The organism is Silicimonas lutimaris (assembly GCF_047314965.1).
Lineage (GTDB): Bacteria > Pseudomonadota > Alphaproteobacteria > Rhodobacterales > Rhodobacteraceae > JAVJUV01.
In genome coordinates this window covers 98,459-112,592 of the sequence record NZ_JBLBVK010000043.1, presented here as the reverse complement: position 1 = coordinate 112,592, position 14,134 = coordinate 98,459, and the positions used below count along the sequence as shown (strand labels likewise).

The 14,134-nt window shown below is 58.2% G+C and carries 12 protein-coding genes; 7 read left to right on the top strand and 5 right to left on the bottom strand.

All coding sequences use genetic code 11. The features are described 5' to 3' along the window. Positions 1-589 precede the first annotated feature (589 nt). Positions 590-1,492, top strand: coding sequence for a LysR family transcriptional regulator (locus ACKLNI_RS07940; RefSeq protein WP_413718527.1), 903 nt, complete (start codon positions 590-592; stop codon positions 1,490-1,492). 18 nt (positions 1,493-1,510) lie between these two features. Here the strand turns inward: ACKLNI_RS07940 and ACKLNI_RS07935 are convergent, their stop codons facing one another. Further along, positions 1,511-1,798 (bottom strand): hypothetical protein, encoded by a 288-nt coding sequence (locus ACKLNI_RS07935; protein WP_413718526.1) that lies wholly within the window; start codon positions 1,796-1,798, stop codon positions 1,511-1,513. 17 nt (positions 1,799-1,815) lie between these two features. Continuing rightward, the gene (locus tag ACKLNI_RS07930) at positions 1,816-2,235 is read right to left on the bottom strand and encodes a nuclear transport factor 2 family protein (protein ID WP_413718525.1); all 420 of its coding nucleotides are present in this window, start codon (positions 2,233-2,235) and stop codon (positions 1,816-1,818) included. 496 nt (positions 2,236-2,731) lie between these two features. Here ACKLNI_RS07930 and ACKLNI_RS07925 point away from each other — a divergent pair, with 496 nt between their 5' ends. Beyond that, positions 2,732-3,175: a c-type cytochrome gene (locus ACKLNI_RS07925; protein WP_413718524.1), complete on the top strand. Its 444-nt coding sequence runs from the start codon at positions 2,732-2,734 to the stop codon at positions 3,173-3,175. 257 nt (positions 3,176-3,432) lie between these two features. On the opposite strand, the gene ACKLNI_RS07920 is transcribed toward ACKLNI_RS07925, so the two are convergent. Further along, positions 3,433-3,774, bottom strand: coding sequence for a hypothetical protein (locus ACKLNI_RS07920; protein ID WP_413718523.1), 342 nt, complete (start codon positions 3,772-3,774; stop codon positions 3,433-3,435). A gap of 365 nt (positions 3,775-4,139) precedes the next feature. Here ACKLNI_RS07920 and ACKLNI_RS07915 point away from each other — a divergent pair, with 365 nt between their 5' ends. Further along, positions 4,140-5,105, top strand: coding sequence for a helix-turn-helix transcriptional regulator (locus ACKLNI_RS07915; protein ID WP_413718522.1), 966 nt, complete (start codon positions 4,140-4,142; stop codon positions 5,103-5,105). A gap of 353 nt (positions 5,106-5,458) precedes the next feature. Here the strand turns inward: ACKLNI_RS07915 and ACKLNI_RS07910 are convergent, their stop codons facing one another. Beyond that, positions 5,459-6,634, bottom strand: a complete 1,176-nt coding sequence (locus tag ACKLNI_RS07910) for a tyrosine-type recombinase/integrase (RefSeq protein ID WP_413718521.1) — start codon at positions 6,632-6,634, stop codon at positions 5,459-5,461. A 206-nt stretch (positions 6,635-6,840) separates the two neighbouring features. Beyond that, positions 6,841-7,317 carry a hypothetical protein gene (locus ACKLNI_RS07905; RefSeq protein WP_413718520.1) on the bottom strand — a complete coding sequence of 159 codons (477 nt, stop codon included), beginning with the start codon at positions 7,315-7,317 and terminating at the stop codon, positions 6,841-6,843. A gap of 286 nt (positions 7,318-7,603) precedes the next feature. Here ACKLNI_RS07905 and ACKLNI_RS07900 point away from each other — a divergent pair, with 286 nt between their 5' ends. From ACKLNI_RS07900 to ACKLNI_RS07885, 4 genes are read left to right on the top strand one after another with little or no spacing between them, the layout of a single operon-like run. Then, positions 7,604-8,815, top strand: coding sequence for a glycosyltransferase family 4 protein (locus tag ACKLNI_RS07900; protein ID WP_413718519.1), 1,212 nt, complete (start codon positions 7,604-7,606; stop codon positions 8,813-8,815). Between the two features lie 59 nt (positions 8,816-8,874). Further along, on the top strand, positions 8,875-10,965 hold the full coding sequence (locus ACKLNI_RS07895; RefSeq protein ID WP_413718518.1) for a calcium-binding protein: 2,091 nt from the start codon (positions 8,875-8,877) through the stop codon (positions 10,963-10,965). Positions 10,966-10,968: 3 nt separating this feature from the next. Then, positions 10,969-13,530 carry a class I SAM-dependent methyltransferase gene (locus ACKLNI_RS07890; protein WP_413718517.1) on the top strand — a complete coding sequence of 854 codons (2,562 nt, stop codon included), beginning with the start codon at positions 10,969-10,971 and terminating at the stop codon, positions 13,528-13,530. Continuing rightward, on the top strand, positions 13,514-14,122 hold the full coding sequence (locus tag ACKLNI_RS07885; RefSeq protein WP_413718516.1) for a hypothetical protein: 609 nt from the start codon (positions 13,514-13,516) through the stop codon (positions 14,120-14,122). Before ACKLNI_RS07890 ends, ACKLNI_RS07885 begins: the two co-directional genes overlap by 17 nt. Positions 14,123-14,134 lie beyond the last annotated feature (12 nt).

Sequence of the window (14,134 nt, the reverse complement as noted above, 5' to 3'; positions counted from 1 at the left end):
TCCTTAGCGGGCCGAAGCTGGAAGTTGTTTATAACCCACCTTCGCTTGAGGGGCGAAAGCACAAAGAAGCCTTCGCGAAAAGCCGCGAAATGCGGTGGTTTGGGCAGTAGCGATTGCGATAACCCAAAAGGCCCGCATCTTACGAGTTCGCCGTCCGCTTCAAATTGCACCTGCGGCGAAGCCCGGTCTGACGGGCAGCAGCGCAGCGGCGGAAGGGCTTGGTTAAGGTCCGCTTTGGCGCGAATTTGACCTCAAATCCAGAACTTTCAATGCCCGCTTCGTCCCGTGAAGCGGTCATTACCCTTCTTTCCGCGAACGTCCGCTGCTGTAAGAAGCGGCCATTGGCCGATTTCGATCGGTCTGTCCGGAAGCGTGAGTCCGCTTAAGAGCGAAAAGCAGACATCAGCCAGAATAAGCTCGATGACTGAGTTGCGGGACAGAGCGGACGCTCTCATCTTCCGGTCCAATGGCCGCTTTGGCCATGGGTAGCTAGTTCCGCACGACCGAAAAGACACTCGACGCTTTGATCCCAATAATGGCATAGCAGAAGCAGTCGCGTCGGAAGTCCAAGGGATTTTTTCACAACGCCATGCCTGCCGAGCCGGATTGGAATGACTTTCGGATTGTTCTCGCGCTCGGACGGGCCGGATCGGTGGCTGGTGCCGCGCAGGTGCTGAAGGTCGATCCGTCGACGGTAAGCCGCAGGTTGGCGGCCGCTGAGGCGGCTTTCGGGGCCGTGCTGGTTGTCCGCGAAGGAAAGGAATTTGCGCTCACGAGCGAAGGGAAATCGGCATTTGCGGCCGCTGAGGCCATGGAGGGAGCGGCCGACCAGGCCCGGGCGGAAGTGCGCGGTGCCCGCGAGACGCTGGATGGTGTGGTTCGGGTTGCGTGTCCTCCCGTAGCCATTCGCTATCTTGAGAACTTTCCCGACATGGTGGCATCCAGGCACTCCGAACTCGGTGTCGAGCTCTTGTCCGGGCGAACTCCGGTGAACCTCTCAAAGGGCGAAGCCGACATATCAATCCGGGCGGTCAGGCCCAATGACATGGACCTTGCCGTCGCGCATACGTTCGGGCTCGGCTCGGGGGTTTTCGCCGCAAGAAGCTATGTCGAGGCCCATGGCCGTCCCGCCACGCATGCGGACGTCGCCGGGCATGCACTGGTGCGATACGTGGAGCCATTCCTGCACCTGCCACCTTTTGCCTGGATCGAGCAATTCGCGGACCCGATGGCATCGGGCATTCGCGTGGACAACATCGATATCGCGCAGCACAGGATTGCGAGCGGGGCAGGCATCGGGGTTCTGTACTGCATCGCCGGGGACGCAGACGACCGGCTCGTCCGGCTCTTCAGCGAACCAATCGACGTGATCGAGATGAATATCGTCTATCACCAGTCGATGCGCGGATCAGCGAGGCTGCGCGCCGTGCTCGACTTGCTGATTGCATTCCATATCGAGCGGCGCGCAGCGCTGGTCGGTCGCGAGAGCTGATGCTTTGAGTGTCGGGCCTCAGCGATAGAAGTGAGTCGCTTCGAATTCCAGTTCCGTCGGCGGCGCGGTGAAGCTGCCTTCGACACCACGCCCCATGACAGGGGTGAATACTTCGGTCATGAAGCGATTCCAACTTTCCTTGGAGTCCTGGATGGCGATCACCTGGAAGCCGCCGGGGACCGGTCCTGCTACATGGGCGATCTGGCCGTCCGGGATGCGGCCTAGGTCTCCGTTCATCGCCCGCATGGCGGCTTCATACTGCGCGGCGGTACCGGACGGGAAGAAATGAGAAATGACGTAGGGCATGGGATTTTCCTTTCGTTTCATGAGCTCGTTTCGTGAGAAATTTGACCGTTTGCGTATGCCTCTGCCGGTGCCTGAACCGGTTTCGGCGGCGTCGATGTGCCTGCCCCGCCAGAAAGGTCCGAGACGCCGGACTCGATCCGCACGATCCGGCCGTCGCGCTTTTGGTGGACGATCATGGCGCCCTCGCGCGATCCGCTGGCGAAGGACAAGGTCATATGGACGACAAGGATGTCGTCGTTCTCGTAGAGGCAACGCATATCCTCGATGGTGCGATTGCCGGGACGCCAGACCTTTCTCAGCAGATCGCGCATAGCGTTGCGGTCAATTGTGTCGTGAGATTTGTGGCGGACATACTCGAAATCCTCCGCCAGAAGTGCGGCGTAGCGATCGGCATCGTCCGCACGCATTGCCGCCTCCATTTCGGTGTAGATCATCATGAGGTCTCCTTCGTCACGTCGAGCGGCATCGGCCCTCGAAAAGAGGGATCAGACTGCCGAGTTCAGGGTGTTCCAGGAAGCATCTGGCTTCCGACAAGAAGGTTAGACTGGGCCCTCAACTGCGTCGACGGACAACCTTGCACGCGGCGATTGCAGAAATGCCGGTTTCCGAATCGAGACCGACTTCATTGCTGACATTCGGACATGCCGCGGAAATCGTCGAAATGGGCTCGACGCAGTCATCTGAGTGCTTTTGTCAGATGACTGGTATGGACCGAAGGGCGGCCATCGAACAGCGACGATCAGCGGTTCTGGGCGTGAACGGCTGCTTCCATCAAGAGCAGACGCTGGTAAAAAACCCAGGAATGACCGGGTCGCGGGACGAAGCTGCTGTTTGCTTCGGTCCGTTCTAGGGGCGCTGACACGCGCCTTCGGGTCCACAAGTCTAAAAGCTCTGCGCCTGCACTTGTGGCTAATAGGGTATGACCAACAAAAAATGGCGGAGGTGAAGATGAACGGCTCGAAACTCGGAATTGTCTTGTTTGCGTTGGTTTGCTCCGCGTCAACAGCGAACTCGCAAGAGGCCACGCTGGGTGAATTTGAATACATCAACAGTTGCGCTCAATGCCATGGCTTGGACGGAACCGGTAGTGGCGTTCTTGCGGAGTATCTAAAGTCAGATGTTCCAGACTTAACAAGGCTATCCGAAGCCAACGGCGGCATTTTTCCAGTTGCGAAAGTCTACTCCCTGATCGACGGAACAGAAGCGTCCGGCGTTCATGGAACCCGAGGCATGCCCGCTTGGGGTTTCCGTTATTCAGAGCAAGCAGAAGAAGAAATGGAGAGTTTCACGATAGGCTTTGAAGACCGTCGACGTGCCTTTGTTCGCATGCGTATTCTTGCGCTTGTGGAATATTTGTCCACCTTGCAACCAAAGTAATCTGTATCAACGAACCGACTGCGTCAGCTTCGGGCTCGAAGCAACCGATTGGTTGAAACTGCTCGATGACCGCTCAGCGGATGAAGCTGCCGCTCGTCTCCGATGGAGTTGGACTCGTTTTAGGCAGATGACATGCCACCGCAACGTGCGCAGCGTTGCCGACGCACCTCAATGTCCAGTCTGCGAACAAAACGGCCAATCCTTTCGATCTTAGCGCAGCCGATTTTTTATCGCGGCCTCCTCAGTTCGAAGGTCGCTCAATCTTCCGCAGAGACGGAAGACGACCGAGGCGTCGCCGCGAGGGCGTTGACCTGCGCGGCATTTCGCAAGCGCCACTCCAAGTAGCGCTTGTAGCCAAAGCTGTTGACGGCGGCCTTTTCCTGCGCTGACAGCGCATCGAAATCATCGAAGCCTACGCCGGGCACGAAAGAAAGCTTGATGCTCATGTACGCCCGCGTGCAGCTTTTCGCTTTGTCGAAGCTCAGAAGCTGCATCTTGGCCAACTCGGAGCATTCGAAGAAGTATTTGAGGTCGGCCTCGTCCGGCTCAGGCTGTTCGGCACGCGCGTCTTGGGCCGCTGAAGATGCGGCGGCCAGCATTGCGACTAGAAGGCAAGTTGCAATGCGGCCTGTCGCAGCTCTAATCCCCGCTAGAGGAGCGTGAGGGCAAAATGCAAGCGACCGGCGACACTTCGAACGCACCGATATCGATCGGGGCAGCCTTTCAACTGCGGCCGCCACGGATGGAAGTTGGCTCGATACTCCGCGATGGATTGAAAAAGCAAACATGTGATCCTCCAATGCCGTGATCGCCCGAGCATTGGGGGATTTCCTCGGGGAGGTCTTGGGCGTGGGCGAACCTTCAATATGCCTCGTGCGAACCATGGCGAGGATGAGTTTGCCTGTAGCGGAACCAGGTCCGTCCGTGGTATTTTCAGCTTGTGGCGGCTGGTGTGGAGGCACCGATGTCGAGCGAGGTCCGTAGGGGAGCATCTTTCGAACTAACTACGAACGGCGTCGCGCCATCCTTGGGATTGTCGCAACTCCGTGAGCTCTTTGAAACCAAAGTGCAGTTGCGCTTCGACGCCGATCCGGATCAGCGGATCGATGCACGAATGACCGTCCACGGCCTGCCGGGTCTCAGGTACGCCAACATGGTCTCGAGCATGAACGTGTCGCTGGAACGGCCAACACAGCTGCTATCTGACCGGGAGGACGACGTCTGCCTCATTCTCAGTACGGGCGGGCCAATCGCCATCGCGCAACGAAACAAGCAGTCTCAGGCGAACGACGGGGAAGCCGTCCTGCTGGTATATCGCGAGCCGGCGGTCCTCCGCTTCCATGCCATGAACTACGTCGCGGTCCGGGTTCCCTACGCCGCTCTCGCCCCGCTCACGAAGAACATGGCCGCCGACGCCGGACGCCACATCAAACGCGATACGGTGGCGCTGACGCTACTCGAGACGTATCTCAGGTCCTTGCCAATTAGTATCGCCGACCCGCAATTGAGAGGTGTGGTCACCACCCACGTTTACGACCTCATGGCACTTGCGATCGGCGCATCGCGCGAGGGCACGGAGATTGCGGTGCAACGCAGCCTGAAAGCCGCCCGCCTACAGGCGATCAAGGCGGCGCTTGTGAACGACCGCGACCTCTCGATCCATGAGATCGCCCGTAGCCAAGCGGTCACGCCGCGATACGTGCAGAAGCTCTTCGACGAGGCCGGAACGACGTTCACCGAGTTCGTGCTTGCTTTGCGGCTCGAAGCGGCCCGTGCGATGCTGCTGAGCCCGCGCTATTCGCATTGGACGGTCGCAGCCATATCGCAGGAAGCGGGGTTCGGAGACCTGTCCTACTTCAACCGACGCTTCAAGGCGCGCTACGAACAAACTCCCTCCGACGTCCGCGCGCAGTCTGCTTTGCCTTCGTAAATTGCCGCATCTGACGTTTGCAAACTTGTGCTGACTCGCGCTTCAGACGGCGTGCTTCGGAAAAAATGGGCAGCAGACAAGCGTCCTCGCCGCGGGTCGGCTCCGGGCTCTGAGCGGAAATCTGAGTCATTCTGTCAGACGACCGGTCTGTCCCTCTAAGCCGTCATTGACTGGCGGCAACGCCGAGTTTCAGCCCTAAGTGCCCGCTTTCTCCATCACCAAGCGCTCGTCTAAATTGGGGCACATACCGCTTCGCGGACATACGCAAGCACCCAATCTTTCGAAGCAAACGCCGATCTTTTTCGACTGATGTGTTTGCTGCAACCCGACCGCGATGTCCGTGAAGCAGTCGTTCAATCTTGGGCTAATTTATCGTTCTGACGCACTTTCTCCGCCATCACTTCTGCAGCTTCTCGAAGCGGATGGTCGGCGAGATGAGCATATCGTTGGGTCGTGGATGGATTGGTGTGGCCAAGAAGACGTCCAACGATCGGCAAGCTTAGCCCGCTTGAGACGAGGTGCGAGGCGTGGGTGTGCCGATTATCGTGGATGCGATAGTTCTCTAGTCCCGCCGACTTTGTGACCGAGCGCCAGAAAGCCTTTAGGTCTCTGTATGGCTGATCCGGAGATTGACCAGGAAAGAGCCACTGAGTCACTTCGGAGCGGTCTGCCTTCATGTTTAGCAGCAGCGTGCAGGCTGCGTTCGACAGGGGCAAGTGTTCTCGGCGCTTCTGTTTTGTGTGATGCGATGGCTTCGTCCATACACCACGGTCCAGATCGAAATCTGTCCATTGAGCCGTCAGAACCTCTCCGATCCTGGCGCCTGTTAGCAACTGAAGACGAACTGCATTGGCCGCCACCCGATTGGGATGCTTGGATAACGCCGAAAGGAGCCTTCCTAGCTCTTCGTCCGACAGCCAGCGGTCCCGTTTCTCCTCGGTATACTTCTCGACGCCCCGTGCCGGATTGTCCGAGCGCATGCCCCATCGGATCGAAAGCTCAAACATCTTTGACAGCAATGCGAGCGTCCGGTTTGCCTGATACGGCGTTTCGCGCATTTTGTTGTGAAGTTTTTGAATGTCGGTGTGTGTCACTTCGACGGCGCGAAGCCTGCCGAATTTCGGCAAGATGCAATTGTCGAGCATAGACCGGTCGTTCCGAACACTACTAGGGCGCTTCTTCGGAACCGCATGCTCGGTCATGTACTGCTCGGCAAGATCAGCGACGGTTGGTGACTGGCGAAGTGCTTGAGAGTGTGCGACCGGGTCTTCACCGCGCACGACATCGGCCAACAGGGCCCTAGCCATATCGCGCGCCTCATGCAGCGAGAGTGTTGGTCCGTAACGACCGAGCGTTTTCCGCTTCGATCTCCCCGTATTCCGATTGCGATACTGCACAACGAAGCTCTTCACGCCAGTCGTTTTCACGCGCAGTCCGAAACCTGGCAACCCTTCGTCCCAAAAGATCGTGTCCCTGTTCGGAGTCGGCGTCCGATCGACAATGGTTTTGGTCAGGCGCTTGACAGGCATTGAAGGCTCGCCGGAACTTGGGTAAGCACTAGGTAAGCAAGTTGCTGCGAGATGTGAAGAGCAGTATCGAAGTTAAGATTGCCTTCATTTCCAATGAAATTGGGGAAAAATGAAGTCTAGCGGACTGCTTAGGAACAGATCGAAGTCAATTCCGTAAGACTTCTAATCAGCAGGTTCGGGGTTCGAGTCCTCGCGGGATCGCCATATCAACCGAACGTTGCGTGAATGAAGGCTCCGGTGACGCGGGTACGGACCCGTTTGTTCGCCATGTGTTTGGGGCGGAGAGCCTCGCTGATCCGCTCGAGAATGGGAACGAGTTCCTCTTCGGTCCCATTCATCAGCTTTATGACATGGCCACCTTTCTTGGTGCGCATGCACAGTTTGGCCGGGTTGGGCGATGAAGCTCGGATCAGGAAGAAACTTTGAGCATCGTTCGCCGAATAGGTCTTCCGAAGCGAGAAGTTCCCTTTCGAATTGACGGAGCCGACCTTGACCTCCCTTTTGTAGGGATCGACCCGCAACTCTTTGCCCAGACCGCGGGTTGCATATGTGAACAGGGCGAAGCCGACGAGCGCCATGGCAATGGCCAAGCCGATGTTCACGGTCATTGAACCGTCTTTTGCGGCTGAAGTGCCGGGAAAGAGGAGAAGTAGTGCGCCGAGGGGCATTAGGAACACGCCCATTGCCTTCAGCCCTTTCTCAAGAGCATTGCCGTGAATGCGGTCCGAAGTGTCTGTTACCGCGAAACCCCAATTGGTCTTCCGCAGCCGTAACTGCGAACTGGGTCGTGAAGAGCCAGGTGCTCCCCAAAGCTCTGCGCCAAACGCATTCATTTATCTCATCCCCTGTCATCAAGCGCGACTTCACTCGGCAACGACAATCTAGAGTTGATAAAGAGAATGCGTCGTTAAATTGACTTAATCAGGATTATTGTTGGACTATGGATCAACGGATATTTGGTCGCTCTGAGTGAGATTTCTTTTTGTACATCAGAATTGTCCCGGACAATTCAAATACTTGGCTCCTGCGCTTGCGGCCGAGGGCCATGAAGTCGTGTTCATCAGTCAAAAGAATAAACCGACGCCTGCGGGAGTGAAGAAGGTTGAGTATGAGCCGCACCGGAAGGTGACGCCGAAGATTCATCCCTATCTGGCCGGCACAGAGGCTGCAGTTCTGAATGCTCAGGCTGTGGCCCGAACGGGTTTCGCGCTGCGTCAGAAAGGGTTCATGCCGGATGCGATGATCGGAAATCCAGGCTGGGGAGAGACGCTCTTTCTCAAGGATGTCTGGCCTGAAGCGCCGCTGATTTCACTGTCCGAGTTCTACTACAACGGGCTTGGTTCCGATGTCGGTTTCGATGCAGAGTTTTCCACCGGGCCTGACGCGGTATTGCGTGCGAGGGCGCGCTCTGCGCAGCATTTGCTGGCAATCGAGGCTGCCGATCTGGCTTACAGCCCTACCGAGTGGCAAAGAGCTCAGTTCCCGAAAGCCTATCAAGACAAGATCCGGGTCATCCATGATGGGATTGACGTCGAACAGATCCAACCGGACGCGACTGCACGCTTCAGATTGCCGGGAGGATCTGAACTGAGCCGAAGTGATGAAGTGCTGACCTATGTGTCGCGAAACCTTGAGCCGTATAGGGGGTTCCACAGTTTCATGCGGGCCTTGCCCGCAATCCTTGAGGCAAGACTGGATGCACAGGTCGTCGTGGTTGGTGGTGACGAGGTAAGCTACGGCGGGCGACCGAAGGAGGGCGGTTGCTGGCGAGAGGTCATGCAGGCCGAGGTTGGTCCATTGCCGGACAGGGTGCATTTCACAGGACGGATTCCCTATCGTGACTACCTGAGCCTGCTTCAGGTTTCGTCCGTGCATGTTTACCTGACCTATCCTTTCGTTCTGAGCTGGTCGATGCTTGAGGCCATGGCAGCCGGTGCCTTCGTACTCGGTTCGGCCACGCCGCCTGTCGAGGAGGTGATCGAGGACGGCGTGAATGGCTGGCTTGTGCCGTTCTTCGATGCTGACGCAATCGCTGCGCGGGTCAGCGATGCGCTGGCATTGCGGAAGGACGTCGATGCGATCCGGAGCGCCGCACGTGAAACTGTTGTGTCGCGCTTTGCGCTTGCCGATTGTCTTGGGAAACAGAAGGCGCTTATCGAGAGCGCCGTGCAGGCCAAGTAACCCGGCGTTAACCATCCCTGAGTCATAAGGTCGGTGCGATTTGCAGGACCGGGGCAGGCATGAGCAACGACACGATCAACGGCGGCGATGGCAATGACACTATCTTTGCCGGCTCCGGCAACGACATCGTATCGGGCGGGAATGGCAACGATGTTATCTTCGATGGCAGTGGTGATGATAGCGTCTTCGGGGATGCTGACGATGACACGATCTATCTGGCAACCGGGCCCGGGGATGGCAGCGATTTCGTTGATGGGGGAACCGGCACGGATGCGCTTGTGGAAGACCTGTCTGCCGCTCCACGAGGGAGCGTTTCCGTTTACCTGAACCTGACGACCGGAACGCATTTTCACGAAGAAATGCCGGGCGTGGGTGTTGATACCCTTCAGGGTATCGAGAATTTCACTCTGATTGGGCCTGTCGATGGCGTCCTTGTCGGTTCTTCCGACGCAAACGTTCTGATTTCCGATAGTGGTGATGACTCGCTTAATGGCTTTGGGGAGGCTGATACGCTGGTTTCCGGCGCCGGTGCGGACACCCTGATCGGCGGTTCGGGCGCCGACAGTCTGGATGCCGGGCCGGGAGACGACCTGATCTTTGTGGACAATGCCGGGGATATCGTGAACGGCGGAGACGGGAACGATCGGGTGGTCATCGATACGCCGCTTGGACTCTCCGTGTCGCTGGCGAGCTGGGTCAGCGTGGAACGCGTCACTGGCGGGAGCGGAAACGATACGGTTGATGCTTCGGGGGTCGGTGGTGCCGTCAACCTCCAAGGTCAAGGTGGCGCGGACCGTCTTGTCGGAGGGCTTGAGGAAGACACGCTGAGCGGAGGTGACGGCGCCGATACTCTGATCGGCGGATCGAAGAGGGATTTTCTGTTCGGAAATTCGGGAGCGGATCGGATCGAGGGCGGCGCGGGCAATGACTACGCCTATATCGAAAATCCCGGTGATGTTTTTCTGGGCGGTGACGGTTTCGACCGGGCCGTGATCGATACAGATGCCGGGTTGGATATTTCCGTATCGGGCTGGTCCGGTGTCGAGCGGATCGACGGGGGAGGTGGAAGCGACCGCATTGATGCCAGCACGTTTTTGAATGGTGTCCGGGTTCAGGGCGATGACGGTGACGATACACTGATCGGCGGTTCTGGTGACGATCAGCTATTCGGCAATGCGGGTTCTGACAGTCTGGTCGGGAACGACGGAGCGGATGTCCTGGCCGGGGATCTGGGCGCGGACTTCATGGATGGTGGGCCCGGAGACGATGTGTTCTTCATATCGGAGAACGGAGATATCGCCATCGGGGGTAGCGGTCTTGACCGTGCTCGGATTGCGCCGGGTGTGTCGGGCATAAGTCTTTCTCTGGCAGGCTGGGATGCTGTGGAAAGGCTGAACCTGTCGCCGGGGAACGACACGGTAGACGCCAGCGCCTATTCTGATGACATCAGCATAAACGGCAACGCCGGAAACGACCGGATTACCGGAGGCGCAGGCACAACACTTCTGTTCGGCAATGCCGGCGATGACACTCTGATTGCCGGCAGCGGGCAAACCTTCATGTGGGGAGATGCAGGTGCCGATCAGTATTGGGGAGGCCCGGGAGACGATTTCTTCTACCTCGATGATGAAGGCGACAAGGTTGTCGATGCCGGCGGCGGGTATGACAGGGCAACGCTGATCCGGGCTGGATCGGTCCTGAACATCGATAGCAGTTGGGCTTTGCTGGAGCGCGTGGATGCGGCCGCCGGGGCAGAGACTGTGAATGCGACCGGGTATCTTTCCGACCTGTTCTTGGTCGGGAATGGTGGAAATGACAGTCTGACCGGAGGCCAGGGCAATGACTCGATCTTTGGCAATGATGGGAACGACGTCCTCAGCGGCGGAACAGGCGGCGACGATGTGATGCTGGGCGGCGCGGGTTCCGACGTTTTCGTTTTCGCGGATGGCGCCGGAATCGACCGCATCAACGATTGGCAGGACGGCCTCGACATCATGAATTTGAGTGGAATTGCCGGCATAAACGGCTTCGGCGATCTGACGATTGATCAAGCCGGGGTTTCCACGACGATCACCGCAGGGTCTGAAACGATCATCCTGACCGGTTTTCTGGGTGTCATCGATGCATCCGACTTTGATTTCGCGGCCTGAGACATGAAGCGTCTGGCCAAGCTGATCGATGGCGGGATGAGGATGCTGGAGCAGGAGCGGTTGGTCGGCAACTCGGGGTATTTCAATGCGGATTGGTACGCACGGACATATCCGGATGCCGGAACCCCGCGTCAGGCCCTTGCGCATTTCCTGCGCGAGGGCACGGTCAACGGGAACGACCCGGGGCCGAAATTCAGCACATCGGCCTACCTTGCGGCAAATCCGGATGTGCGGGAGGCCGGATACAATGCGCTGGTTCACTTCCTGAGGTTCGGCCGGCAGGAAGGGCGCGGTGTTTCGTCGGTTGGAGGCCAGCGGCCTGAACCACTCGGTACGGCTGCAATGGAACGCATCGCCGAGGCATTTGATCGCGACTTCTATGCGGCGACGAACCCTGATCTGCCTGAAGACAGAGTCGGACTGCAGCATTTCCTGGGGCCGGGCTGGCGCGAGCGGCGCGACCCATGTGCATGGTTTTCGGTGGAGCACTATCTTGCCCAGCACGAGGATATCGCCAAGACCGGCCAAAATCCTTTCGTCCACTACCTTTTGTGTGGTTGCCGCGAGGCGAGAGACATCCAGCGCAGCAAACGTGCCGTCTTTCCCCGCGGAGCCAATTCTTCCGAACCTCGTAGGCTTGCCGCTTTGGCCATGGTGCGCAACGAGGGCGACATCATTCGGGCGTTCTCGGCGCATCTTCTCGCGCTGTTTGATGACATCGTCATCGTGGACCATATGTCGGATGACGGGACAGGTGCTTTTCTGGACGCGTTGTCGCGAAGGAACCGCCGGGTCACGGTTCTGCGTCTCGAAGATCCGGCCTACCTCCAGTCCGTCACGATGACCTACGTGGTACGCGAGATGGAAATTCTGCGAGAGGCGGATTGGGTTTTTCTGCTGGACGCCGATGAGTTCCTGCCTTTTGCCGACAGACCCCAGTTCGAGACTGCGCTAAGCGCATATCGTGATTGCCCGGTCATTGCGATGCACTGGCGGAATCTTGTTCCGGAAGAATACTGGAAGGATGAGGTTCAACTGAACTCCGAGTTGCGTTTCATTGCACCTCCCGATCTGTCACCGTTCCGCAAGATCGCATTCCAGCCGAAGCGTATCAGTCTAAAGAGAACCGTGGTGGCGCAGGGTAATCACGCCCTGATCGAGACTCTGAACGGGCTCGAAGTTCCGGCCTTCGTTGCAGACGTTACGGTTCTGCACCTGCCGGTCCGATCAGTCGACCAACTTGTTCTGAAGCTTAACCAGGGTGTCGAGGCCTATCGGCAGATGGGCAAGACCCGGGACGCGGCGCATGGAACGCATTGGGACCAGATGCTGCGCGCGACAGCCGATAAAGAGCTTAGTCCTGAACTGCTGAACGCGGTTGTCGTGCGTTACAGTGAGGATAAGCCGGAATTGGCGCCCTTGTCGGTCGAGAGTCTCTTGAAGGATGGTCACCGATCGGTCTCTTTTGATCTTGCCCTTCAGGAGACTGGCGTGGGTAGGGTTCCCACGCGGAGCATGGGCGAGTTGCTGATGCGGTTGCACGCCATACCTGCTCCGGACAGAGAGGTGCAGGATTGCGTCGCAACCACCCGGGTAGAATTTGAAGGGCGTGTCTTAAGAAGGTCAGCGGAGGACTGGGGCGCTGAATACGGACCCCTGCCGGAAGTTACAGCCGCCGCCGATGACGGGTCAGCGTACCGCGCATGCCTGAGCCAGATCTTCGCGTCCAGCTATCGCGACATTGCTGATCTCGTTCCGTCGCAAAAGCAGCAGCACATCCCCTTTCTGATGGCGGCGACTGGTCTGGTCCTTCCCCGACGGCTGGCCGAAATTGGCACTCTGCGCGGCGCCAGTTTCCTGGCCTTATGTCAGGCGGTTCGCGAGGGAGAGTTTCAGTCAGAGGCGATTGCTGTCAGTGGCTGGGCTGTGGACAGGGTCGGCTCGGACGACTATCGAAACGCCTTTGAGACTTTCAGCTTTCTGGCGACGAAGTACGCGGACTTCGCGGCCTTTCTTCGCCAGCGTCCAGAGGACGCGGTTTTGCGTTTTGCCGACGGATCGTTGGACTTGCTGCACCTCGATGGCTTTCGAGAAGAGAAGCCATTGCGCCGTGCATTGGAAGTCTGGCTTCCCAAACTGTCCTCGCGCGGCGTCTTGCTGATGCACGACACCAACGCCCGTGACGGTGAATTTGCAGTTTGGAGGGTCTGGGAGGACCTCGCTGAGAGATACCCCGCCATGGAGATGCCGCATGCAAACGGCATGGGTCTTGCCTGTATCGGGAACGACGTGCCTTCGGGGCTGCCCGCGTTGTGTCTCGCCATGCGTGAGGATCGACATCTCCGCTCCCTCGTTCACCAGCATTTCGACCGGTTGGGCAAAATGGCCTGTGAACTGTTCTCGCGCCGTTTCGATATGGCGCAAGGGGAAGCGCGTGCGCGCGCAGAAGCGGCTCAGGCCGAAGAGTTGAGCTGGTTGCGGCAGGAGGTCGACTCGCTGAAAGGCGAGAACGACGAATTGCGAGAATTGCTGAAAGGAAACCTGGCGCATGCCATCTCAGGATAAGCCGCGCGTCATTCTGCATATCGGCGGCGCCAAATGCGGAAGTTCAGCCATACAGGCCTATCTCGCGCTGAACAGAGACGTCTTGGCCGGGCGCGGTGTGGCTGTTCCGGGTGTCGCAATGGATTTTCTGTCGGAGGTCACGGGGGAACAGATCTGGTTCTTCGAAGACGCGGTGACTTCGGGAGATCTACCGCGCATCGAGATGCGACTCAGGTCGCTTTGTCGCGAGGCGGCGGAGCGGGGTTTCGACTCGGTGGTGGTGAGTGCCGAGAATATTTGCAACCATCCTCAGTTGGCTCCCCTGTTGGCCGGAGTGCTTTCAGATACCGAGGTGAGGATTGTCTTTTACATTCGGCGTCAGGACGACTTCCTGATTTCAAGCTGGCAGCAATGGAACCTTAAAAGGTTCGCCAGCCTGGAGGAATTTCTGTCTGCTCGCGTCGGTCGGGATGCGGGCTGGCTGCGCATGATTGCGGCTTGGGCCGATGCCTTTGGCGATGATCGTGTGACGGTCAGGCCTTTCCTGCGCAGTGCCCTGCGCAATGGAGACGTGATCGACGATTTTTTTGAGAACATCGGTATGTCACAGTAGGGGCTGTTGCCC